Source organism: Parvibaculum sp. (genome assembly GCF_049651025.1).
In the GTDB taxonomy this organism is placed as follows: Bacteria; Pseudomonadota; Alphaproteobacteria; order Parvibaculales; family Parvibaculaceae; genus Parvibaculum.
This window is the reverse complement of sequence record NZ_JBASBH010000075.1, coordinates 13403-35430: the sequence shown is the minus strand read 5'-3', so window position 1 is coordinate 35430 and position 22028 is coordinate 13403. Positions and strand designations below refer to the sequence as shown.

24 protein-coding genes are annotated in these 22028 nt (G+C 61.2%); 2 read left to right on the top strand and 22 right to left on the bottom strand.

All coding sequences use genetic code 11. The features are described 5' to 3' along the window. The 19 genes from WA943_RS10350 to WA943_RS10260 all read right to left on the bottom strand — a co-directional run. A partial coding sequence (locus WA943_RS10350) for a translation initiation factor IF-2 associated domain-containing protein (RefSeq protein ID WP_424469793.1) occupies positions 1 to 369 on the bottom strand: 369 nt, incomplete at its 3' end. 2 nt (positions 370 to 371) lie between these two features. Next, on the bottom strand, positions 372 to 1004 hold the full coding sequence (locus WA943_RS10345) for an RNA-binding protein (protein ID WP_424469792.1): 633 nt from the start codon (positions 1002 to 1004) through the stop codon (positions 372 to 374). Continuing rightward, a complete protein-coding gene (gene nusA / locus WA943_RS10340) occupies positions 1004 to 2614 on the bottom strand; it encodes a transcription termination factor NusA (protein WP_424469791.1) in 1611 nt (536 codons plus the stop codon). Before nusA ends, WA943_RS10345 begins: the two co-directional genes overlap by 1 nt. A gap of 4 nt (positions 2615 to 2618) precedes the next feature. Then, complete coding sequence (gene rimP / locus WA943_RS10335; protein WP_424469790.1) at positions 2619 to 3224, bottom strand: ribosome maturation factor RimP; 606 nt, start codon at positions 3222 to 3224, stop codon at positions 2619 to 2621. A gap of 144 nt (positions 3225 to 3368) precedes the next feature. After that, positions 3369 to 4127, bottom strand: a complete 759-nt coding sequence (gene trmB, locus WA943_RS10330; protein ID WP_424469789.1) for a tRNA (guanosine(46)-N7)-methyltransferase TrmB — start codon at positions 4125 to 4127, stop codon at positions 3369 to 3371. After that, on the bottom strand, positions 4096 to 5265 hold the full coding sequence (gene metK / locus WA943_RS10325; RefSeq protein WP_424469788.1) for a methionine adenosyltransferase: 1170 nt from the start codon (positions 5263 to 5265) through the stop codon (positions 4096 to 4098). Before metK ends, trmB begins: the two co-directional genes overlap by 32 nt. 139 nt (positions 5266 to 5404) lie before the next feature. After that, positions 5405 to 5821, bottom strand: coding sequence for a helix-turn-helix domain-containing protein (locus WA943_RS10320; protein ID WP_424469797.1), 417 nt, complete (start codon positions 5819 to 5821; stop codon positions 5405 to 5407). Positions 5822 to 6075: 254 nt separating this feature from the next. Then, positions 6076 to 7758: an apolipoprotein N-acyltransferase gene (lnt, locus tag WA943_RS10315; protein ID WP_424469787.1), complete on the bottom strand. Its 1683-nt coding sequence runs from the start codon at positions 7756 to 7758 to the stop codon at positions 6076 to 6078. A 3-nt stretch (positions 7759 to 7761) separates the two neighbouring features. Further along, positions 7762 to 8655, bottom strand: a complete 894-nt coding sequence (locus WA943_RS10310; RefSeq protein ID WP_424469786.1) for a hemolysin family protein — start codon at positions 8653 to 8655, stop codon at positions 7762 to 7764. A gap of 67 nt (positions 8656 to 8722) precedes the next feature. Further along, positions 8723 to 9283 (bottom strand): rRNA maturation RNase YbeY, encoded by a 561-nt coding sequence (gene ybeY / locus WA943_RS10305; RefSeq protein WP_424469785.1) that lies wholly within the window; start codon positions 9281 to 9283, stop codon positions 8723 to 8725. 14 nt (positions 9284 to 9297) lie between these two features. Next, complete coding sequence (locus tag WA943_RS10300) at positions 9298 to 10314, bottom strand: PhoH family protein (RefSeq protein WP_424469796.1); 1017 nt, start codon at positions 10312 to 10314, stop codon at positions 9298 to 9300. A gap of 108 nt (positions 10315 to 10422) precedes the next feature. After that, a complete protein-coding gene (gene miaB / locus WA943_RS10295) occupies positions 10423 to 11820 on the bottom strand; it encodes a tRNA (N6-isopentenyl adenosine(37)-C2)-methylthiotransferase MiaB (RefSeq protein WP_424469784.1) in 1398 nt (465 codons plus the stop codon). A 162-nt stretch (positions 11821 to 11982) separates the two neighbouring features. Continuing rightward, positions 11983 to 12846, bottom strand: a complete 864-nt coding sequence (locus WA943_RS10290; RefSeq protein WP_424469783.1) for a lysophospholipid acyltransferase family protein — start codon at positions 12844 to 12846, stop codon at positions 11983 to 11985. Positions 12847 to 12887: 41 nt separating this feature from the next. Then, positions 12888 to 13379 (bottom strand): Fur family transcriptional regulator, encoded by a 492-nt coding sequence (locus WA943_RS10285; protein WP_424469795.1) that lies wholly within the window; start codon positions 13377 to 13379, stop codon positions 12888 to 12890. A 103-nt stretch (positions 13380 to 13482) separates the two neighbouring features. Next, complete coding sequence (locus tag WA943_RS10280) at positions 13483 to 13971, bottom strand: GNAT family N-acetyltransferase (protein ID WP_424469782.1); 489 nt, start codon at positions 13969 to 13971, stop codon at positions 13483 to 13485. After that, positions 13971 to 14663 (bottom strand): tRNA (adenosine(37)-N6)-threonylcarbamoyltransferase complex dimerization subunit type 1 TsaB, encoded by a 693-nt coding sequence (tsaB, locus tag WA943_RS10275; protein ID WP_424469794.1) that lies wholly within the window; start codon positions 14661 to 14663, stop codon positions 13971 to 13973. Before tsaB ends, WA943_RS10280 begins: the two co-directional genes overlap by 1 nt. A 31-nt stretch (positions 14664 to 14694) precedes the next feature. Next, positions 14695 to 15300: a malonic semialdehyde reductase gene (locus WA943_RS10270; protein ID WP_424469781.1), complete on the bottom strand. Its 606-nt coding sequence runs from the start codon at positions 15298 to 15300 to the stop codon at positions 14695 to 14697. Positions 15301 to 15467: 167 nt separating this feature from the next. Next, on the bottom strand, positions 15468 to 16028 hold the full coding sequence (locus WA943_RS10265; protein WP_424469780.1) for a NifU family protein: 561 nt from the start codon (positions 16026 to 16028) through the stop codon (positions 15468 to 15470). Between the two features lie 175 nt (positions 16029 to 16203). After that, complete coding sequence (locus WA943_RS10260; RefSeq protein WP_424469779.1) at positions 16204 to 16386, bottom strand: hypothetical protein; 183 nt, start codon at positions 16384 to 16386, stop codon at positions 16204 to 16206. Positions 16387 to 16495: 109 nt separating this feature from the next. Between WA943_RS10260 and WA943_RS10255 the strand changes: the two genes are divergently transcribed. Continuing rightward, entirely contained in the window at positions 16496 to 17527 is a 1032-nt protein-coding gene (locus WA943_RS10255) for a glutathione S-transferase C-terminal domain-containing protein (protein WP_424469778.1), read from the top strand. Positions 17528 to 17542: 15 nt separating this feature from the next. Here the strand turns inward: WA943_RS10255 and WA943_RS10250 are convergent, their stop codons facing one another. From WA943_RS10250 to trpS, 3 genes are all read right to left on the bottom strand, one after another. After that, positions 17543 to 18037 (bottom strand): universal stress protein, encoded by a 495-nt coding sequence (locus WA943_RS10250; protein WP_424469777.1) that lies wholly within the window; start codon positions 18035 to 18037, stop codon positions 17543 to 17545. A gap of 45 nt (positions 18038 to 18082) precedes the next feature. Then, positions 18083 to 19195 (bottom strand): DUF2333 family protein, encoded by a 1113-nt coding sequence (locus WA943_RS10245; protein WP_424469776.1) that lies wholly within the window; start codon positions 19193 to 19195, stop codon positions 18083 to 18085. A gap of 70 nt (positions 19196 to 19265) precedes the next feature. Beyond that, positions 19266 to 20285 (bottom strand): tryptophan--tRNA ligase, encoded by a 1020-nt coding sequence (trpS, locus tag WA943_RS10240; protein ID WP_424469775.1) that lies wholly within the window; start codon positions 20283 to 20285, stop codon positions 19266 to 19268. A 181-nt stretch (positions 20286 to 20466) separates the two neighbouring features. Between trpS and WA943_RS10235 the strand changes: the two genes are divergently transcribed. Then, positions 20467 to 21918, top strand: coding sequence for a catalase (locus tag WA943_RS10235; protein ID WP_424469774.1), 1452 nt, complete (start codon positions 20467 to 20469; stop codon positions 21916 to 21918). Positions 21919 to 22028: the final 110 nt, after the last annotated feature.

The window sequence follows — 22028 nt, the reverse complement described above, 5'->3', positions numbered from 1 at the left end:
CGCGGGGGCTGGTTCGGCAACGACCGGCTTTGCAACAACCACGGGCTCCACGACAGGAGCCGGCGCGGGCTCAACCGGCGTGACCACTTCAATTTCGGGCTTTGGCGCGGGGGCAGGCGCGGGCGCCGCTTCCGCTGCTACCGGAGCAGGCGCAGGCGCAGGCGCCGCTTCTTCCACCGGCTCAACATGTGCCGCTGCGCCACCTGGGTTGATGGTGCGCTTCTTCTTCTTCTCCACGACGACCGACTTCGACCGGCCATGGGAGAAATTCTGGCGCACGTGGCCAGACTCGACTGTCCGCTTCAGGCTCAGCGTTTTGCCGCCGGAAGCTTTCAGTTTGCGTTCGCTCGAATCCGCCGAGTCGTTCATGCCTATCCTACATTCAGCGGGCGTTTGGTACGCCCATAGCTTTCCAGTCTGGCGAGGTCCGCCAAGACTTTTCGTTCCATGCTGCCCTTGGTCAGCGCAGCATGTACCACATTTGCGCGGCCCAATGCCAAACCCATTTCGATCGACCAGAGGGGTCGCAGGATTGGCACGTCCGCACCTCGTTGCTGCGCCTGCCGGGCCCTTATGGCTCCGGCAAGCTTGGCAACGCCGTCTTCAGAACCGTCTCGCGCTTCAATCAGGATCGCGATACGGCCGGCGGAAATCTCCGCCAAAACCTTTTCATAGCCGGCGACAAGTTCGCCAGCCTTGCGGGCAAGGCCCAAAGCGCCCGCCGCCCGCTTTGCCAGAAGCTCCTCGACCTCATCGGCCAGCTCCTCGCCCGCATCGGCTTTCGCCTTTGCGGCCTTGGCAAAAAGACCCTTGCGGATCGCCGTCTCAATCGCCTCGCGGCGCGCCGAAACCCATATGCCCCGGCCCGGCAGCCGCTCCGCGAGATCGGGAACAACCTTGTCTTCCGGGCCAACGACGAAGCGGATGAGATTTTCTCTCGAACCGACCTCGCCGGTGACAATGCAGCGGCGCTCCTCTTTATCCGCGCCTTTAGGCGCGCTCATCACTCGTGTCCGGCCTCTTCGACTTCCGCCTTTTCGGCGTCCGCCGCGTCGAGATCGGCCTGCGTAATCCAGCCCATGGCCAGACGCGCCTTCATAATGAAGGCATTGGCGTCATCTTCGGTCAAATCGAAGCCTTCCAGCGCACCCTGCTGGTGCTTGCGCTCGCCATTGACCGTCTCGTTCCAGCCCGTGAGGTCGTCGGTCGCGCAACCCGCGAGGTCCTCGACCGTCTTGATGCCGTTTTCGCCGAAGGCGACGAGCATCTTGGGTGTCACGCCTTCGATTTCGCCAAGCGCATCCTCGACGCCCAGCGCAACGCGCTTCTCGTCATATTCCGCGTTCTGGCGGTCGATATAGTCGAGCGCGCGGCTCTGGATTTCCTGCGCCGTGTCCTCGTCGAAGCCTTCGATCTCGGCGATTTCATCAAGCGGCACGTAAGCCACTTCTTCGATCGAGGAGAAGCCTTCGGATGCGAGCAACTGGGCGATGACTTCGTCCACGTCGAGCGCTTCAGCGAAGATCGCGCTGCGGCTTGCAAATTCGGCCTGACGGCGCTCCGATTCCTCGGCCTCCGTCAGAATGTCGATATCCCAATTGGTGAGCTGCGACGCGAGACGCACGTTCTGTCCGCGGCGACCAATCGCTAATGAAAGTTGGTCATCGGGGACGACAACTTCAATACGCTGCGTGTCTTCGTCGAGCACAACCTTGACGACTTCGGCAGGCGCGAGCGCATTGACGATGAAGGTGGCACTATCGGGCGACCACTGGATGATGTCGATCTTTTCGCCCTGAAGCTCGTTGACGACAGCCTGAACGCGGCTGCCCCTCATGCCGACGCAAGCGCCGACCGGGTCGATGGACGAGTCGTTGGAAAGCACGGCGATCTTGGCGCGCGAACCGGGATCGCGGGCAACCGCCTTGATCTCGATGATGCCGTCATAGATTTCCGGCACTTCCTGCGCAAAAAGCTTCGCCATGAACTGGGGATGCGTGCGCGAAAGGAAAATCTGCGGGCCGCGCTGTTCGCGACGCACGTCATAGATATAGGCGCGAACGCGGTCGCCGTTGCGGAAGGTTTCGCGCGGCAGCAATTCGTCGCGGCGCACGATCGCTTCGCCACGACCAAGATCCGTGATCACGTTTCCGTATTCGACACGCTTGACGATGCCGTGAACGATTTCGCCGATGCGGTCCTTGTATTCGTCATACTGGCGCTCGCGTTCGGCGTCGCGCACCTTCTGCACGATGACCTGCTTTGCGGTCTGCGCAGCGATGCGGCCGAAATCGACCGGCGGCAATTCGTCTTCGATCAGATCGCCGAGCTGGGCGGCGGGATTGCGGCGCTGGGCTTCGCGCAATTCGATCTGCACTGCGTCGTTCTCGACGTCTTCGACGACTTCGAGCAGGCGCACCAGCCTGATTTCGCCGGTCGTCGGATTGATACGCGCGCGGATTTCGTTTTCCGCGCCGTAACGCGAACGTGCGGCTTTCTGGATCGCTTCGGCCATCGCCTCGATCACGACTTCGCGGTCGATCGACTTCTCGCGCGCGACTGCGTCCGCGATCTGCAACAGTTCCAGGCGATTGGCGCTTACTGCCGGTGCCATAATTCTATTCTCCGTCGGATGGGGCCGGGGCGTCCCGATCTCTTCGCTTCAAGCTCTCGGTGATGAGGTCGTCGCTCATCGTGAGCTTCGCCTCACTTATCTGACGGAACGGCAGGCCGATGACCTGTTGTTCCGAGAATCCTTCGACGTCATGCTCGATCAGCACTTCGCCATTTTCATAACCGTGCAGACGGCCGCGAAAACGCTTTCGTCCATCGATCGCTTCGCTGAGTTCGAGCTTCACTTCAAAGCCCGCCCAACGCTCAAAGTCTTTCGGCCGCGTCAACGGCCGGTCGATACCGGGCGAAGACACTTCAAGATTATATTCGCCGGAAATCGGGTCCTCGACGTCGAGGATCGCAGACAGGATACCCGACAGCTCCTCACAACCGGCGACATTCATCAAGCCGTTCGGCCGTTCCGCCATGATCTGAAGCGTATGGCCGTCGTGAAGCCCGTAGCGCACGCGCACGATCTCGAAATTCGCAGCTTCCGCCGAAGGAGCAATCAGCTGGAAAACCTTGCGCGGCTGACCGGACGCGGCAACGAGATGCGTATCCAGCGTTGCGGCTTCATCAGCCGGTGCTGCGCCTTCATTTTGCCGATCCAAGTCCACGCCTGTTGTCAAAAAGCTCTCCAGAAACAAAAAAAGCGGGCCCCCGTTTCCGGAGACAACCCACTCGCTTAAATCGAAGATTGCTCTTCGTTATGTGAGAAGCGTCTTTAAGTGAGGGTATATAGCGCCTCTGCGGCCCTAACCGCAAGAGCCGGTATCCTCATGACGAAAGCGCAAATAGGCGGGCACACGGCCTTCACGCAGAGCCTTTTGCTCATAGCGCGTCTGCGGCCAGTCGTCGGGGCGCAGGCGGCACTCGCTCAAGTCGTTGTTTTTCCACATAAAACGACTATTTCCCCGCGCATTATGTTCAGCGATGCGGGCGAGCGTCCAGTTCACATATTCGGGGATATCGCTCGCAAAACGCAGTTCTCCGCCCGGCACCAAAGCGGCAGAAATCATCGCCAATGTTTCTTCATTCACGAAACGGCGCTTGTTGTGGCGAAGTTTTGGCCAGGGATCGGGATAAAGAATGAAAACCCGCGAGATGGAGGCAGGCGCGAAGCGCTCCAGAAGAAAGCGCGCGTCGTCGGCATGAATGCGAACATTGCCGAGGCTGCGCTCATCAATTTCGGCGACAAGCTTTGCGACGCCATTGATGAAGGGTTCGCAGCCGATAATGCCGATGCGCGGATTTTGTTCGGCCTGCCAGACGAGATGTTCGCCGCCGCCGAAACCGATCTCAAGCCATGCCTCATCGACCGGGCCACTGAAGAGGGTGCGCGGGTCGATCGAGGCGTCATCAAGCGAAATGGAGACCTTGGGGAACAAGGTCTCCATCAAATTCGCCTGACGATTCTTCAGCGTCTTGCCCTTGGTCCGTCCATAAACGTGACGACGGACAATGGCTTCGTAATCCGTCGGTTCAGCGGATTTCCGATTTAAGTTTGTCGGCAAGGTCCGTCTTCTCCCAGGAGAAGCCGCCATCGGCATCCGGCGTACGACCAAAATGGCCGTAAGACGAGGTGCGCGCATAGATCGGGCGGTTGAGTTTCAGGTGCTCGCGAATACCACGCGGGGAGAGATCAATCGCGCGCGGGATTGCCAGCTCGATGGCTTCCTCGTCGATCTTGCCGGTCCCGTGCAGGTCGACATAGATGGACAGCGGCTTCGAGACGCCGATCGCGTAAGCGAGCTGGATCGTTGCGCGGTCGGCAAGGCCTGCTGCGACAATGTTTTTTGCGACATAGCGCGCGGCATAGGCCGCTGAGCGGTCGACCTTCGTCGGGTCCTTGCCGGAGAAAGCGCCGCCGCCGTGAGGCGCCGCGCCGCCGTAGGTGTCGACGATGATCTTGCGGCCCGTAAGGCCCGCATCGCCATCCGGTCCGCCGATGACGAAGTTGCCGGTCGGGTTCACGTAGAACTCTTCTTCCGTCGGGAACCAGCCATGCGGCAGAACTTCGGCGACATAGGCACGGACCAACTCGCGCAAATCCTTCTGCGCGACGCCAGCCTTGTGCTGCGTCGAGACGACGACCGAGGTCACGCCAACGGGCTTGCCGTTTTCGTAGCGCAGGGTCACCTGGCTCTTGGCGTCGGGCTCGAATTCCGGGCGCTTGCCGGAATGACGGTCTTCCGCCATGCGCTGGAGAATGCGGTGCGCATAGACGATGGGCGCCGGCATCAGCACGTCGCTTTCGGTGCAGGCATAACCAAACATGATGCCCTGGTCGCCAGCGCCTTCATCCTTGTTGCCTGCCGCATCGACGCCCTGCGCGATGTCGGCGGACTGCGCATGCAGCAGCACTTCGACATCGGCTTTCTTCCAATGGAAGCCTTCCTGCTCATAGCCGATCTGGCGAACGGCATCGCGCGCCGTCGCTTCGATCTTTTCCTTGGTGATCGAGGCGGGGCCGCGCACTTCACCGGCGAGCACGATCTTGTTCGTGGTCGTCAGCGTTTCGCAGGCAACCCGCGCGTAAGGATCGGCGGACAGGTAAAGATCGAGCACGGCATCCGAAATCCGGTCGCAAACCTTGTCGGGATGACCTTCAGAAACAGATTCGCTCGTGAAAAGGTAATTAGACCGCGCCAATTGTCGTGCCCCTATGTGAGGAAAATGACCAGCTACCTGTCACGGCGAAAGCGCGACGGCACTGTTACCCGGGTTGTTTTTGCAAGGAAATCCCGGCGGGTCAACTACGCCGACCATTTCCATTGTGAAGCTTCAGTGGCTAAAGAGCTTTTTCTTCTTCGTCGTCTTCATCATCGTCGCCTGCCAGGGCGGCTTCATCGTCGTGAGCCCCTGCATCGCCAAGGGCTTTCACGAGTTCCAGCACCTTTTTGCGTACCTTGGGGTCGCGGATCGAGAAAAAGGCGCTGTTGAGCTGGATGCCTTCCGACGTCGAGAGCATATCGAGTTCGAAATGGCCTGTCTCCGCTTCGGCAAAGCCGTCAGCGCCAGCCTGGCCGTCGCCCGAAATGCCGTCATAGAAGAATTCGATCGGCACGCCCAGAACGCGGGCAATCTGGTAAAGGCGGCTCGCGCCGATGCGATTGGCGCCTTTTTCGTATTTCTGAACCTGCTGGAAGGTCAGATCCAGGCTATCGCCGAGCTTTTCCTGGCTCATGCCCACAAGCATGCGCCGCATCCGGACGCGGCCGCCGACATGAACGTCAATCGGATTGGGAGACTTCCTAGGCAAGGCCGAACCTCATTCACGCCGCCCGGGAAGCGGCACATAGCCCCAGAGAACCCCGAGGCCACAGATGAACCCTAGGGCAAATCGACTTGCCCTTATGCAACTCCTGCCCATCCGGGACAAGCAGAATACAACCCCGGGGCGACTCTCGCCGCAAGCGGAGTTTCATTCAAGAGGGAGCGACATCGCCGCAAAGGGAGGTTTCAACGACGACGGAAGGCCAGCGTGACCGCGCCGAGTGTGGCGAGCATGAGCGCGAGGATCCAGTCGCCGAACCGCGAATAGGGCGTGGGATCGAGGGCTGCAGGCAGCGGCGCATCGATGACGCCGCCCGTGTTCAATGCCTTCGAAGCGACGATGCGGCCATAGGCATCGACGACCGCGGAGATGCCAGTATTGGCGGCACGGGCGACCGGCAGGCCCTGTTCGACGGCGCGCAGACGCACCTGGCTCAAATGCTGATAAGGGCCGCTCGATGTGCCGAACCAGGCGTCATTCGTCACATTGACGATCCAGCCCGGACGCGCGGAAGGGGAGACCACTTGGCCGGGAAAAATAATCTCATAGCAAATGAGCGGGCTTGCGGACGGCGCACCGGGAAGCGTCAGCGTGACCGGGCCGGGGCCTGTGTCGAAGCTTCCCTGCAGCTTGGCCAGCTTATGAAGGCCAATGCGCGACAACCAGCGATGGAAGGGCAGATATTCGCCGAAGGGCACCAGATGAAACTTGTCATAGGTGGCGACAATCCTGCCGTCCGAATTCACCGCGTAAAGACTGTTGTAAAAGAACTGCAACGTGTCGGGCGGGCTGTCGGGGCCGGGCTCGCCGCGCACGCTGCCGGTGATGAGCAGCGCGCCCTGCGGAAGAATGCGTGAGATCGCAGACAATACGTAAGGTTCGCGCGCCAGAAAGATGGCCAGCGCCGATTCAGGCCAGACGACAATCGACTTGTGCCCGAGGCCCTGCGGCGCTTCGGGCGTCGGCGCGGCGCTCATGCGAAGAAACTCACCAAGAATGGCGAGGCGGCTTTCGGGCTTCCATTTTTCGGTCTGGGCAATATTGGGCTGCACGAGACGCAGCATGGTCGTCTCGGGTCCGACGCTCGGTTCCGGCGCGGCAAGACCGAGCCGCGCCGCGCCGCCGACCCAGAGAAGCAAAAGAGCCGCGAGCGCGCCAAGCGGCACGAGCCAGCTCTGCCCCGACGCCGCCGCAGTTTCCTGATGCGCATTGTTGCGCGGATCGAAAGATGCCGGTGCCGCAACGATCAGCACCGTGATCAAGGAAAGCCCATAGACGCCGGTGAGCGCGGCCCATTGCATCAGCCCTTGAGAGGCTGTGAGGCTGTCGCCGATCAGGTTCCATGGAAAGCCGGTAAAAACGTGCCCGCGCAGCCACTCGAACACCGTCCAGAAGAAGGCAAGCACGGCAATGCGGCGATAGCCCGACCACCAGAACAGCCGCGCAAGCATTGCTGCGGCCATGATGAAGAGCGCGAGACCGGCCGGGAGCGCCACCACGGCAAAGGGCATGAAGACGGCGAACTTGTCGGCCTCGACCATGAAGGCAAAGCCGATCCAGTAAAGGCCGAGCAGAAAATATCCAAAACCGAACCACCAGCCGATTGCGGCGGCGGCGCGCAGCATCTTGCGGCGCGACAGCGGCACGGCGTTGGTGCCCGCGCTATCGATGCCATCAAGCAGCCAGACCAGAATGGGAAATGTCAGAAAGAGGATCGGCAGAAACTGGATCGGCGGCAGAGCCAGAACGCTGAGCGCACCCGCAAGAAACGCGCATGCCCAACGCCTCCAGCCCGAGAGGCGACCAAGATCATGCGCAAGCCGGTGGATGGCGCGAAGAGGTGCGGCGAGCCCGCGATCAAGCATCATGCATCAGCTCGCTGCCCTGTTTGCTTCGGCAGGCGCATCGCCCGGCGCGGTTTCCGCAGGCGCGGCATTATGTATGCGCAGCTTCTTGATGCGGCGTGGATCGGCGTCTCTCACTTCAAATTCGAGACCGAGCGGGTGCTTGATGAGCTCCCCGCGCACAGGCACACGCCCGACAAGCGAGAAGACGAGGCCGCCCAGCGTCTCGACGTCGTCTTCGCTTTCTTCATCGACGAGCTTCACGCCGAGCATCTCTTCTAGTTCCTCGATGGAAGCGCGCGCGTCGGCGTCGATCGTTCCATCGTCGCGCCGCGCCAGCGCCGGTCCTTCATGCGTATCGTGCTCGTCCTCGATATCGCCGACGATTTCTTCCACCAGATCCTCGATCGAGACCAGCCCGTCCGTGCCGCCATATTCGTCGATGACCAGCGCCAGATGAATGCGCGTCGCCTGCATCTTCAGCAGCAGATCGAGCGCAGGCATGGAGGGGGGCACGAACAGCACGTCGCGCCTGACCGATTTCAGCGAGAATGGTTTTGCAGGTTTGGGATTTTCGCCATCGGGCGGCGTCAGATATTCGACGACATCCTTGATGTGGACCATGCCGAGCGGATCGTCGAGGGTTTCGCGATAGACCGGCATGCGCGAATGGTTCGACTCGCGATAGAGCCGCAGCAATTCATTAAGCGTGTCGCCCTCTTCAACCGCGACGACGTCGGCGCGCGGCACCATGACATCATCCACCCGCAATTCGCCAAAGCTCAGAATATTGACGAGCATATGCCGTTCTTCAGGGGTGAGGGTCCGGCCTGCTTCGTCGCGGCCTTCAAGCGCCTCTTCAAGGCTTTCGCGCAAGGTCGGGTCGCTGGCAGCCGAAAGGCCGAGCAAACCGCGCCACATTGCCTGTAGCCGTTGCGAGAGATTTCGCGGGCGGGTCTCGCCGCCGGTAGACGGAGGTTCGCTTGTGTCAGACATCTGCGTCGCGCACGCTTGCGTAAGGGTCAGAAATATCGAGATCCTCTAATATGTCGCGTTCAAGCGCTTCCATTTCTTCGGCCTGCGCATCTTCCTCATGGTCTTGTCCCAGAAGGTGCAGAACGCCGTGAACGACGAGATGGGAAAGATGATCGGCAAAGCTCTTGCCCTGTTCGGCGGCTTCGCGCGCAATCGTTTCCTGCGCGAGCACGACATCGCCGAGAAGACGCGAGCCCATGTCGATGAGCGGCTCGGGCCCTATCGCCACAGGGATCGCGCCTGCGGGAAAGGAAAGCACATTGGTCGGCTTGTCCTTGCCGCAATAGGTCTTGTTCAGGGCCTGCACGAAGGCATCGTCGGCAAGCACGATGCAAAGCTCCGCCTCTTCCGAGGGGCCCGCAACGACATAGGCATGTTCGGCAGCGCGACGAACGCTGTCCTCCGTGCCGCTCGCCCAATTGCCCGTCTCGCGCATAATGTCGATTTCGAGCCCATGCACCGGACTTGCACCGTCGGGCGCTTTACGCGTCCGCGCCGTCTGACCGCCGCTCATTCTCATTCCTCGAGTCATTCCCTGTTGTTCCCACGCGGATCAAGCAGGCCACGATCGCGCGCATTGTAGGCTTTTACCACCCGCGTCACGAGCGGGTGACGCACCACATCTGCGTCCGAAAAGCGCACCGTCGCAATGCCGGGCACGCCATCGAGCACGTCAAGCGCGTCGCGCAGCCCCGATTTTGCGCCAAGCGGCAGATCGACCTGGCTCGGATCGCCGGTGATCGCCATGCGGCTGTTTTCGCCAAGGCGCGTCAGAAACATCTTCATCTGCACGGGCGTCGTGTTCTGCGCTTCGTCGAGAATGACGAAGGAATTGGCCAGCGTGCGGCCACGCATGAAGGCGAGCGGCGCAACCTCGATTTCGCCGGATTCGATTTCACGCACCACCTGTTCGCCGGGCAGCGTGTCGTAAAGCGCGTCGTAAAGCGGCCTCAGATAGGGGTCGATCTTTTCCTTCAGATCGCCGGGCAGAAAACCCAGACGTTCGCCCGCCTCGACGGCGGGGCGCGACAGGATGATCCGGTCGACGCGTTTTTGCAGCAGCATCTGCACCGCGACGGCAACCGCCAGATAGGTCTTGCCTGTGCCCGCCGGGCCGATGCCGAAAACAAGCTCATTGTTCATCAGCGCATCGATATAGGTCGTCTGGGTCGGCGAGCGCGGGCCGATGACGCGGCGCTTGGTATGAATCTGGCGTCCGGTTGTGCCGGGGCCGCTTTCGCCTTCCGGCGCCTTCGACATGCGGATCGCTCCATCGACTTCACCGGCCGTCACATCGAGGCCGGATTTCAAACGCTGATAAAGATCGCGGAAAACGCGATCGGCCTGGGCACGGGCCTTGGGTTTGCCGGTGATGACGAGTTTGTTGCCACGCGAGCTTGCAAGCACGCCGAGGCCTTCCTCGATGCGAACGAGATTTCGGTCATGCTCTCCGAAAAGCTCGGTCAGAAGCCTGTTGTCGTCAAAGGCGATGACGAGACTGTCGCCGTCGCTCTTGCCGCCGGTTCCCCCACTCGATGCGTTCATCTGGTTCGATGCGCCCAACTGCAACCTTTCCTTTCAGATGTCGACGTGAACTCTGCAAGATGAGCGCGATCTTGCCGCAAAACCGCTGACGCTTTTGCGGATCGCGCTTTAGGCAACGACCGCCTCACTCATTGCGAGACGGCCACGGAGGCTCATGGCAAATCCTTCTTCGATCTCAACCTGTGCGATCCGCCCGAACAGATGCGGCGGTGCGTCATCCAGATGCACGGACTGGAGATAGGGGCTGCGGCCGACAAGTTGCGTCGCTGTGCGGCCGCGGCGATCGAACAACACGGGCATGGTGCGGCCCGCGCATGATTTGTTGAAACGCAATTGCTGTTCGGCCACGAGCGCCTGCAGGCGCTGAAGCCGTTCGACCTTCACCTCTTCGGCAATCTGGCCGTCGCGTGTGGCGGCGGGCGTGCCGGGGCGGGGGCTGTATTTGAACGAATAGGCCTGCACGAAGCCGACCTCGCGAATGAGCGAGAGCGTCGCCTCGAAGTCCTCTTCCGTCTCACCGGGAAAGCCGACGATGAAATCGGACGAGAGCGCGATGTCGGGCCGCGCGGCGCGAATGCGCTCGATCAGGCGGATATAATGTTCAGCCGTATGCTGACGGTTCATCTTGTCGAGCACGGCATCCGACCCCGACTGCACCGGCAGATGCAGATAGGGCATCAGCGCCTCGACCTCGCCATGGGCGGCGATCAGCTCGTCATCCATGTCGCGGGGATGGCTCGTCGTGTAGCGCAGACGCTCGAGGCCATCGATCGCGGCCAATGCGCGGATCAACTGGCCGAGCGAGGAGGCTTCGCCCTTCGCATCATCGCCGTGATAGGCGTTGACGTTCTGGCCGAGCAGGGTGATTTCACGCACGCCCGCATCGACCAGCGAGCGGGCCTCTTCCTCGATGCGCGCTACGGGGCGCGAATATTCGGAGCCGCGCGTATAGGGCACGACGCAGAAGGTGCAGAACTTGTCGCAGCCTTCCTGAATGGTGAGAAAGGCCGTCGGCCCACGCGCCAGCGTCTTGCGCTTTTCAGGGGCGGGCAGGCTGGCGAATTTATCATCCACCGGGAATTCGGTTTCGATCAGCGTCGGGCCGCCATTGGCGGCGCGCGTCACAAGCTCTGGCAGGCGGTGATAGGTTTGCGGGCCGACGATCATGTCGACGTAAGGCGCGCGGCGCCGCATCTCCTCGCCCTCGGCCTGCGCGACGCAACCGGCAACGCCGACAATCAGGTCTTTGCCCTGCTCGCGCCGTTCCGCCTTCATGTCACGCAAGCGGCCAAGCTCGGAATACACCTTCTCCGCAGCCCGCTCACGAATGTGGCAGGTGTTCAGGAGGATGATGTCGGCATCTTCGGGCGAGGTTGCTTCGGCATAGCCTTCAGGCGCCATGACGTCGACCATGCGGGCCGAGTCATAGACATTCATCTGGCAACCGTATGTTTTTACGAAGATTTTCTTCTGCGGCGCGGGGGCGGCAAGATCCGATTCACTCATGGGATCGCGGGCTTTGCCTTCGTCCGGCGCGCTGACATGCCGGGATGACGCGGTCTTCTCATACAAGGTTTGCGCTCGTCTCCTTCGCGGGCTCAACAAATATCGGCTCTATCCTAGCACGAGGGCGGCGTGGGTCCGCATCCTCAAATCTCGGACCCGGCTTCATCCCGCCTTGAGGGCAGTGGCCGGTTCCATCGCGCCTGCGGGCTCGGCGGCCTGCTCGACCGGCTCGGGGCTCCCGGTCAGGGCCCGCGCCACGCCTTTACGGCAGCTATCCTCGCAATAGGCGGCCAGCGCCTTGCGGTTGCCGATTTCGCGGATGGTGACGGGCTTGTGATATTCGACGATGACCTCGATGGGCCCGAGCGAGAAAGCTTCCCAGAGATGGGGGAAAAGCTCCATGTCACCATACCAGGCGAAAAAGGGCCGGAACTGGCGACCCATCGGCAGGCCACAGAGCCGGACATAGGCGACCGAAACGGGCTGGACGACGAGATCGTCCTCGCGGTCTTCCTCTCTGCTGACAATGGTGAGCTGGGCGACGCTCATCAGCGCGCTCTTGAAGGGCAGCACACGATTGCCGTCGCTCGACGTGCCTTCGGGAAAAAGGATCAGCCGGTCGCCGCCTGCAATGCGGGCATGAATCTCGTTGCGCGATTCCGCCGTGCGCGTGCGCCGCTCGCGCTCGACGAAGACGGTTTGCTGCAGACGCGCCAGTGTGCCGAAGAAGGGCCATCCCGCCACTTCGCTCTTTGCCACAAAGGATGACGGCCGCAGCGACGCCATGACCGGAATATCCAGCCAGGACGTGTGATTGGCCGCAATGAGGCAAGCGCCGCCTTCATAAGGCACGCCACGCGTGATGACGCGAATGCCGATCAGCTTGCAGAGAAAGCGGTGATAACGGTTCGGCAGCGTCTTGGCGAAAGGCAGGCCGAACCGCAGCCCCAACGCCTGAACGGGCATCAGCAGCAGCGCGGACAGAATGAAACCGGCGAGAAGCACACCTGCGCGCAATCGCCCCATGAGCATCTCCTCTTCGTCTCACTCCAGCACCGCGCCGAAGATCACGCCTTCTTGCGGGGGTCGCCCGGTTTGCGGTCGCGGTCGAGCGGAACACCATAAAGCTCCAGGCGGTGATCCACGAGATCGAAACCAAGCTCTCGAGCGATGATTTTCTGCAACCGCTCGATCTCATCATTGTGAAATTCGATCACATTGCCCGTCTCCAGGTCGATCAGGTGATCGTGATGTTCGTCAGTCACCTGCTCGTAGCGCGAGCGGCCGTCGCGGAAATCATGGCGCTCAAGAATGCCCGCTTCCTCAAACAGGCGTACCGTGCGGTAGACGGTTGCAATCGAAATCTTGCTGTCGACCGCCGAGGCGCGGTGATAGACCTCTTCGACATCGGGATGGTCATGGGCAAGCGAAAGAACGCGCGCGATGACGCGGCGCTGTTCAGTCATCCGCATGTTTTTTTCGATGCAGAGATTCTCTATGCGCGCCTCATCCATGGGGACGGCGGGCACTGGGTCTGTCGCGGAGGTGTTCTTCGTCATCGTTGTCATATTAGCTCCGTTGGGGGCTCTATGCCACGGTCGCGCTATCCGCGTCCAACTCCTTTTAGCATACTAAGCACCTGAAATATAACCGTTTTAAGACTCAGGCTTTGGCCAGGTCCATGCGCATGGTGCGCGCCGCGACGCGGGTTGCGCCGCGCGCGTAATAAGCGGGGCGCAAACCCACAGTCACGAAGCCGAGGCGTTCGTAAAGGGCGAGCGCCGAGAGATTGTCGTCAGCCACTTCCAGAAAAAGAGAAACCGCGCCCGATGCGATGGCGGTGGCTGCGGCAGCTTCCATGAGCTTTCGCCCAACGCCTTGAGCGCGATGGGAAATATCGACCGCGACGGACAGAATTTCAGCCTCGTCGGCAGCAACACGCGCCAGCACGAAGCCCAGCAATTGCGGTGCCTGCTCGTCGTCGCAAGCGGTTACTACCAAGGCAAAAGCGCCCGGCATGGCGAGGATTTCTGACAAGGCGGCTTCGCCCCATGCCTCGTCAAAGGAAGCTGCGTGAAGCGCTGCCATTTGTGTGAGCGACCCGGCATTGGCGGCGTGAATATTTATTCCCGCTTTGTCGAGGCCGCTCATCAGCCCAGCACCGGATCAAGCCCGCCGGGAAGCTTTGCATCGGGCGCGCGCAAATATAGCGGTGCGGGCGCGATGCGGAAGCGGTCCGGCCCGTGGGCCGCAAGACGCGCAACAGCGATACGTGCAACCGCAAGCGCGTCAGGCTGGGGCGGCGCGTCGGAAAAGCGGCAGGCGACGCCTCTCGTCGACAAGCGTTCGGCGATCAGCGCGGCACCAGTGCCGACCGCGACGAAGGCCTCGCCCGGCATATGGCCGAGCGCTTCATCAAGCGCGACGATCATCGGCTCGCTCAAGGGCGCATGCGCAGCGTCGAATATCTGCAAATAGACTTCACCGCGTTTTGCATCGAAGGCGGCGGCGATGGCTTCGCCCTTTTCGGCCTCTACAGGCGCGGCCAGCGCCTCAAGCGTGGTGACGCCGACAAGCGGCAAGGCGCGGGCGAGCGCCAATCCGCGCGCGGCGGCAAGGCCGACGCGCAGGCCGGTGAATGTGCCCGGCCCTATGGTGACGGCAAGCGCGGTCAGATCGCCGGGCGTCAGCGACGCATCGGCCAGCACCGCCTCGATCATCGGCATCAGCTCTTCGGCATGGCCGCGCGTGCGGACCTCGAAGCGATGCGCAAGGATGCGCTCTCCGTCCAGAATGGCGGCGGAAAGCGCACCTTGTGCCGTATCGAGTGCGAGAAGGGGCAGGGCCAGATGCTCCGTTATCGAACTATATTTCTCAGGCGATCTTGCAGGCTTCGTCGAAAGCGAGACGCGGGCTGCGATCGAAGAGCCCCTTGGGATCGCCGTAACCGAGATTGCAGAGGAAGTTCGCTTTCACGGTCGTGCCCGCGAAGAACGCCTCGTTCACCTTCGCCATGTCGAAACCCGACATCGGCCCGCAATCGAGACCGAGCGAACGCGCCGCGATCATCAAATAGGCGCCCTGCAAGGATCCGTTGCGAAAGGCCGTCTGCTCGGCCCATTCGGCCGACCAGTTGAACCAGGTCTTGGCGGTGAGGTCGTGCGGGAAAAGTTTCGGCAGCAGTTCGTAGAATTCGACGTCATAGCCGATGATCGCGGTGACGGGCGCCGACATGGTCTTGGTGCGATTGCCGTCCGACAGGGCAGGCGAGAGCCTTTCCTTCGCTTCCGCCGACTTCACGAAGACGATGCGCGCGGGCGAACAATTGGCGCTCGTCGGACCCCATTTCATAAGGTCGTAAAGCTTCACCAGCGTCTCGTCGGACACGGGCTTTGACGTCCATGCGTTATGCGTGCGCGCGGTACGGAAGATTGTGTCGAGTGCGTCGTCGGACAAAGCCGCGCCCTGAGTGGCGATCATGGGATTAATAACTCCGAGATGGGCTGAAATCATTCGAAGCCGCGTCAGGCTCCGCCGCGCCAAGATAACGTGCGCGAACAATTGCGCCAGCCCTCCGGCGACAACAATGACCGGGCGTCACTGCAACAATCGAAGAGCAACGGAAAAGCCGCAGGGTAACGCCCGGATCAGGTGGCGCGAACTTCCGTCACTTCCGGAACGTAATGCTTCAGCGTGTTTTCAACGCCGCGCTTCAGAGTGATGGTCGAGGAGGGGCAACCCGCGCAGGAACCCTGCATGTTGAGGAACACAACGCCATCCTCGAAGCCCTGAAAGGTGATGTCGCCGCCATCCTGCGCAACGGCGGGACGGATGCGCGTATCGAGCACTTCCTTGATCTGGGCGACGATCTCCGCGTTTTCGCCTTCATGCGCCGCATGAGCCGAAACCTGCCCGCCGACCGCATCGAAAAGCATCGGCGCGCCGCCGGTGAAATGCTCCATGATCGCGCCGAGAAGGGCAGGCTTCAGATGCTGCCACTCACCGTCGCTTTTCGTGACGGTCACGAAATCGGAACCGAAAAAGACGCCCGAGACGCCCTCAACGCCGAAAAGACGCATCGCCAGCGGCGAACGCTTGGCGGCTTCGGCATTTGGGAAATCGGCCACATGGCCTTCGCCCAGAACCTCGCGGCCGGGGATGAACTTCAGGGTCGCCGGGTTCGGCGTCGCCTCGGTCTGGATGAACATTCTGGCCCTCGGGAGAAAAAACCCTTTTAGCCGCATGGGTTAGCGGCAATCTTGTGGCCTATAGATGGACCTTGGCGGGGGAGGAATCAAGCCATGCCGGGGATATGCGGCTTCTCGCCCGATCAGGCCGGGCGATGACGGCTCATGATGCGAGGGCAATCGAGCGCTTTGCTGCTCACGCTGCTTTCGGCGCGGAGGGTTGCACGGGTGACGCTGCGGGCCTGTCGAGGCGCACCGAATAGCGCATGCATTTGGTGGCGAGTTTCAGACAGCGGCGTTTGTCGGCCAGATTCGCGACGATCTGGCTGCGTTCGACAAAGGTCATGGCTTTTACGCGCCAGCACTGTGAATGCGTCATGGCGGAAGGCTACGCCTGCCCCTCGCGGAAGTCGCCTGCGCAATTGTGACCTTTTCGGGATGTGGATATAGTGACACGATAAGTGTCAATTGTGTCGGGACGGGGGGTCATGGCTTACAATTTTCCAATCGCGCTCAGGGGCTCGCCGGGGTCGCCTTACACGCGCAAGATGCTGTCGGTTTTGCGCTACCGGCATATCGCCTATCGCTATCTCATCCGCCCACACGGGCCGGTCGAGGGTTATCCCTCGCCCAAGGTCGAACTTTTGCCGACCTTCTATCTGCCGGGCGCTGACGGGCAGCTTGAGGCGGTGGTGGATTCGACGCCGATCATCCGGCGAATGGAGCGCGAGGTGGCCGGGCGCAGCATATTGCCGCCCGATCCCTTATTGCGCTTCGTCGATGAGATGCTCGAGGATTTCGGCGATGAGTGGCTCACCAAGGCGATGTTCCATTATCGCTGGGCCTTTGACGCCGATGTGGCGCAGGCGGCGCAAGTGTTGCCACGCTGGATAAATATAACGTGGACGGATGATTTCATCGCTCGGCAGGGCGCGCTGTTCTCGAAGCGGCAAATCGACCGGCTTTATGTCGTCGGCTCGAATGCGACGACGGGCAAGATCATCGAGGCCAATTACAAAGCGTTTCTCGATACGTTCAACGCGCATCTGAGCCGTTATCCCTTTTTGATGGGCGGCCGGCCCGGCGCATCGGATTTCGGATTCTTCGGACAGTTGACGCAGCTCACCCATGTCGATCCGACACCGAGCGCACTGGCGCTGAAACGAGCGCCGCGCGTCTATGCATGGGTCGATGTGATGGAAGACCTGTCGGGATATGAGGCGCGCGAAGAAGATTGGCTGACAAGCGCGACGCTGCCCGACACGCTGAAGGCGCTGCTTGCACTTTTCGGGCGCGTCTATCTGCCCTTGCTCATCGCCAATGCCGCCGTCATAGATGCCGGGAAGAGCAAAATGGAAACCGAGATCGACGGCGCGACCTGGGTGCAGGATACGAACCCCTATCAGGCAAAATGCCTGCTGACGCTCAGGCGTTCCTTTGCCGATCTTTCGGAGACCGACCGCGAAGCGGCGAGAGCATTGCTTGAAGAAACGGGATGCGGGGCGCTGTTGACAGTTTGAGGCAGCGAGACGCGATCAGGCGAGTGCCTGAATATCCGCTTCGCTCAAGGTACCCGGAACAACGGTCACGGGGATCGGGAAGCCCTTGTTGCCGACGCTGGAGACGAGCGGACCGGGACCGTCCTTGCCGGTGCCCGATGCGAGAACGAGGATCGCGATATCCTTGTCCTCTTCGATGAACTTGTGCAGCTCGTCGGCGAGGCGGCCTTCGCGGATCACGAGTTCAGGCATGATGCCCGAATATTCGTTTACCTGCGTGGCAAGCTTGTGCAGCACCGCCTCAGCTTCGCTGCGCGCTTCTTCGCGCATGAGATTTTGCACGCCCAGCCACTGGCTGGCCGCATCGGGCGGGCCAAGCACGGCAAGCAGCGTCACCACGCCGTCCGTATGCTTTGCACGCAGGCTGGCGAAGTGGATGGCAATTTCGGATTCAGGCGTGCCGTCTGCGACCACCAGAAACTTGCGACGCTTGGCAGCAGCCACCGGGCGTGGGCTTTCGCTCTCTGTCATGGCGCCATTGTCTCATTTGAGGTTGGAAGCGGCAAGGCGGGCGGACTATTTCAAAAGCACGTTTGCAACTTCCCGCGCTTGTGTGCGGGCGCGCAGAAGATAGAAGCCCTGTGCGGCGAGGTGGCTCGGCTGGAACATCGAATCCGGGCGGCCATTGACGACGACGAGCGGCGAAAGCTCCGCGCCCTCGCGGAACGTATCGAGCATCTGGGCCCAGTTCTTCGTCAGGCCCTTCTCCTTGATGACAGGCGCGAAATCCTCGCCCAGCGCCTTCAGGATCAGATAATAGCCGTAGAGCTTGCCCTTTGTGTTGTAGAAAACATCGTCCGCATTCGTATCGATGAAATCGCCGGAATGTTCGCGCACTTCATCGTCGAGGATGGCCGATTGCGAGCCGAGATCGCTTGCGATGCGCTCGATCGTTGCCATCAGATTGTCGGCGCGGCGCTCGAAGGTCGCCTTGCCGGCGCCGAGGCGGGCGTTGTAGCGGATGAGCGCCTTGCGGGCGTCGCGATATTGCGATTCAGAACTGGCGCGCGGCGCGAGCGAGACTGTCGGATTCCAGAGCCATACGTCGCCGGGATATTGAAGCAGGCCCGCCGCCTTTTGCAGATCGGGATCGGCTTCGCTGGAGCCGCGTGTGCGGCCGACCTGATCGGTCATCTCGAAGGAGAAGCGCGCCAGCGCGCTCATGATGCCGGTCTGGAAGTTCGGCATATTGTCGAGCATGGAACCCGGCTGGAAAAAGGGATCGTTAGCGGTCCAGGAGTTTTCGTTCACTTCGCGGTCGATCAGACCTGCCATGACGGCGACGGCCGCGCTGCTGCCGGCCGGTGCCGCATTCTCGCCCACAGGCGCGAAGTTCGGATCGTCATCGACCGTGTTCACGATCAGCATGCCGATCGGATAGTAGAGCAGAATGAGGATGACAATCGCGATCAGGCCACGCTTGACGATGCCGCCGAGGCCCGGACGATCGTTGAGGTTGCGCCAGAAGCCACCAGCGCGCGGCTCGCCGCTGCTGCTGTCGTCACCGGCCGACCACTCCTTGCGATAGGTCCAGCGGCGGCGAATGGCGTCGCTCGCACTGTCGAAGCTGTCTCGCACCCATCCCCAAAGACTGGCGCCCAGGCGCTCGGCACTGTCACGAAAGGCCATTGGGACCGTCACTCCTCGCTGTCGCTAGAAAAGCCTAGATGGGGAAGGCTTGCGCCTAATTAAAGCTCCCTCAGATAAAGCCGACAATCTCGCGAACGTGCCGGTAGATGGGATCGGCGATAGCGCGGGCGCGCTCTGCGCCTTTTTCCAGCACCGCATCAATATAGCCCTGATCGTTCTCCATCATGCGTTTCATTTCGCTGGTGATGGGCGAGAGCTTCGCCACCGCAAGCTCGGCCAGCGCAGGCTTGAAGACGCCAAACTGCTTGCCGCCGAATTCGGCCAGAACCTCAGCCTTCGTCTGACCGGCAAGGGCTGCATAAATGCCGACCAGATTGTCGGCCCCGGCGCGGCCTTCAAGGCCATCGACGGTTTCGGGAAGGGGCTCGGGATCGGTCTGGGCTTTACGGATTTTCAGCGCGATGTCGTCGGCGGTATCCTTCAGCGTAATGCGCGAATAGTCGGACGGGTCGGACTTCGACATTTTCTTGGTGCCGTCGCGCAAGGACATGACGCGCGTCGCGGGGCCCATGATGATGGGCTCGGGAAGCGGGAAGAAGTCCTTCGCGCCCGTATCGGCAAAATCGTTGTTGAACTTCTGGGCAACGTCGCGGGCAAGCTCCAGATGCTGCTTCTGGTCTTCGCCGACCGGCACATGGGTTGCGCGATAGACGAGAATGTCGGCCGCCATCAGCACCGGATAGGCATAGAGGCCGACGGAGGCCTTCTCGCGGTCCTTGCCAGCCTTGTCCTTGAACTGGGTCATGCGGTTCAGCCAGCCCATGCGGGCGACGCAATTCAGAACCCAGGCGAGTTCGGCATGGGCCGCGACCTTCGACTGGTTGAAAATGATGTGCTTTTCAGGGTCGATGCCCGCCGCGATATAGGCCGCCGCGACTTCGCGCGTATTGGCGGCGAGTTCCCTGGGGTCCTGCCAGACGGTGATCGCGTGCAGATCCACGACGCAGTAGATGCATTCGTGTGTGTCCTGAAGTCCAACAAAGTTGCGGATTGCACCGAGGTAATTGCCAAGATGCAGGTTGCCTGTGGGCTGGACGCCGGAAAAGACGCGGTTCGTGGGCTGTTTCATTCTAGAATATCCGTCGCGGACACCCCGAAATTGGGGCTTCGCCACGGTTTATGCGGCGGCGGCCGGGCGAAGGCAATGCCCGGATGGTCGCGCTTACTTTCTAGAATTATTCCAAAATACCTTGACGCAAAGCGCCCGGGTCCTTAGTTTAGAACTGTTGTAATCTAGGAGGATGCGGCTCATGACCGACAAGACAAAGAAACCCGAACGACTGACGACATCTGCGGGCATTCCCGTTTCCGACAATCAGAACGCGCTGACGGCAGGCCCGCGCGGGCCGTTGCTGGTGCAGGACTGGCCGCTCTTTGAAAAGCACGGGCATTTCAACCGCGAGCGCATTCCCGAGCGCGTCGTCCATGCCAAGGGCTCGGCGGCGTTTGGCACCTTCCGCGTGACCAAGGACATCACGAAATATACCAAGGCGAGCATCTTCGCGGCTGTGGGCAAGGAGACGCCCATGTTCCTGCGTTTCTCGACGGTGGCAGGCGAGCGCGGCGCGGCGGATGCCGAGCGCGACGTGCGCGGCTTTGCCCTCAAATTCTATACGGATGAAGGCAACTGGGATCTCGTCGGCAACAATACGCCGGTCTTCTTCGTGCGCGATCCCTATAAGTTCTCCGATTTCATCCATACGCAGAAGCGCGATCCGCGCACCAATATGCGCAACCCGACGGCGATGTGGGATTTCTGGTCGCTGAGCCCGGAAAGCCTCCACCAGGTCACGATCCTTTTCTCCGATCGCGGCATTCCCAAGACGCTGCGCAATATGCATGGCTTCGGCTCGCATACTTACAGCTTCATCAATGCGAAGAATGAGCGGCACTGGGTCAAGTTTCACTTCAAGACCATGCAGGGCATCGAGAACCTGACCGACGCGGAGAGCACGAAGCTCATCGGCGAGGATCGCGAGAGCCATCAGCGCGATCTTTATGAAGCGATCGAGCGCGGCGACCATCCGAAGTGGCGCGTGTTCGTGCAGGTCATGACCGAAGAGCAGGCAGAGAAGACGCCCTACAATCCCTTCGACCTGACGAAGGTTTGGCCGCACAAGGATTTCCCGCTGATCGAAGTCGGCGAGATGGTGCTCAACCGCAATCCCGATAATTACCACGCGGATGTCGAGCAATCGACCTTCTCGCCCGCGAACGTCGTGCCCGGCATCAGCCACAGCCCGGACAAGATGCTGCAATTCCGCATCTTCTCCTATGCCGATGCCCATCGCTATCGCGTCGGCGTCAATGCCGAGGCGCTGCCGGTCAACCGTCCGCGCTGCCCCGTGCACACATATCACCGCGACGGCGCGATGCGCTTCGACGGGAATTATGGCGGCGCGGTCAATTACGAGCCGAACTCCTTCGGCGGGCCGGTTGAAGATCCAAGCGTCAAGGAACCGCCGCTCAAGATCTCCGGCGACGCCTATCGTTACGATCATCGCGAAGGCAATGACGACTATACGCAGGCGGGAGATTTGTTCCGGCTGATGAACGAAAGCCAGCGTGATGCGTTAATGACATCGATAGCCGGTGCAATGGCAAGCGTGCCGGAGGAAATCCAGCGCCGTCAGATCGGCCACTTCACCAAGGCCGATCCGGCTTACGGCGCGGGCGTTGCGAAGCGTCTCGGACTGAAGTGATTTTCGCCGCTGCGAGGTTTGATTAGGTCTCCTTCCTCAAACTTCGCGCGCGAACGCGGCCCCGGCGAGGGAAAGTTGCCGGGGCCGCAGTTTTTTGTTTTTACCTTTTC

Coding starts and splice junctions, on each gene's coding strand:
- WA943_RS10345 (WP_424469792.1), bottom strand. CDS start 1,004: ATGAGCGCGCCTAAAGGCGCGGATAAAGAGGAGCGCCGCTGCATTGTC.
- nusA (WP_424469791.1), bottom strand. CDS start 2,614: ATGGCACCGGCAGTAAGCGCCAATCGCCTGGAACTGTTGCAGATCGCG.
- WA943_RS10320 (WP_424469797.1), bottom strand. CDS start 5,821: ATGCGGCGCATGCTTGTGGGCATGAGCCAGGAAAAGCTCGGCGATAGC.
- lnt (WP_424469787.1), bottom strand. CDS start 7,758: ATGATGCTTGATCGCGGGCTCGCCGCACCTCTTCGCGCCATCCACCGG.
- WA943_RS10310 (WP_424469786.1), bottom strand. CDS start 8,655: ATGTGGCGCGGTTTGCTCGGCCTTTCGGCTGCCAGCGACCCGACCTTG.
- ybeY (WP_424469785.1), bottom strand. CDS start 9,283: ATGAGCGGCGGTCAGACGGCGCGGACGCGTAAAGCGCCCGACGGTGCA.
- WA943_RS10300 (WP_424469796.1), bottom strand. CDS start 10,314: ATGAACGCATCGAGTGGGGGAACCGGCGGCAAGAGCGACGGCGACAGT.
- miaB (WP_424469784.1), bottom strand. CDS start 11,820: ATGAGTGAATCGGATCTTGCCGCCCCCGCGCCGCAGAAGAAAATCTTC.
- WA943_RS10290 (WP_424469783.1), bottom strand. CDS start 12,846: ATGGGGCGATTGCGCGCAGGTGTGCTTCTCGCCGGTTTCATTCTGTCC.
- WA943_RS10285 (WP_424469795.1), bottom strand. CDS start 13,379: ATGACGAAGAACACCTCCGCGACAGACCCAGTGCCCGCCGTCCCCATG.
- WA943_RS10280 (WP_424469782.1), bottom strand. CDS start 13,971: ATGAGCGGCCTCGACAAAGCGGGAATAAATATTCACGCCGCCAATGCC.
- WA943_RS10270 (WP_424469781.1), bottom strand. CDS start 15,300: ATGATCGCCACTCAGGGCGCGGCTTTGTCCGACGACGCACTCGACACA.
- WA943_RS10265 (WP_424469780.1), bottom strand. CDS start 16,028: ATGTTCATCCAGACCGAGGCGACGCCGAACCCGGCGACCCTGAAGTTC.
- WA943_RS10260 (WP_424469779.1), bottom strand. CDS start 16,386: ATGACGCATTCACAGTGCTGGCGCGTAAAAGCCATGACCTTTGTCGAA.
- WA943_RS10255 (WP_424469778.1), top strand. CDS start 16,496: ATGGCTTACAATTTTCCAATCGCGCTCAGGGGCTCGCCGGGGTCGCCT.
- WA943_RS10250 (WP_424469777.1), bottom strand. CDS start 18,037: ATGACAGAGAGCGAAAGCCCACGCCCGGTGGCTGCTGCCAAGCGTCGC.
- WA943_RS10245 (WP_424469776.1), bottom strand. CDS start 19,195: ATGGCCTTTCGTGACAGTGCCGAGCGCCTGGGCGCCAGTCTTTGGGGA.
- trpS (WP_424469775.1), bottom strand. CDS start 20,285: ATGAAACAGCCCACGAACCGCGTCTTTTCCGGCGTCCAGCCCACAGGC.
- WA943_RS10235 (WP_424469774.1), top strand. CDS start 20,467: ATGACCGACAAGACAAAGAAACCCGAACGACTGACGACATCTGCGGGC.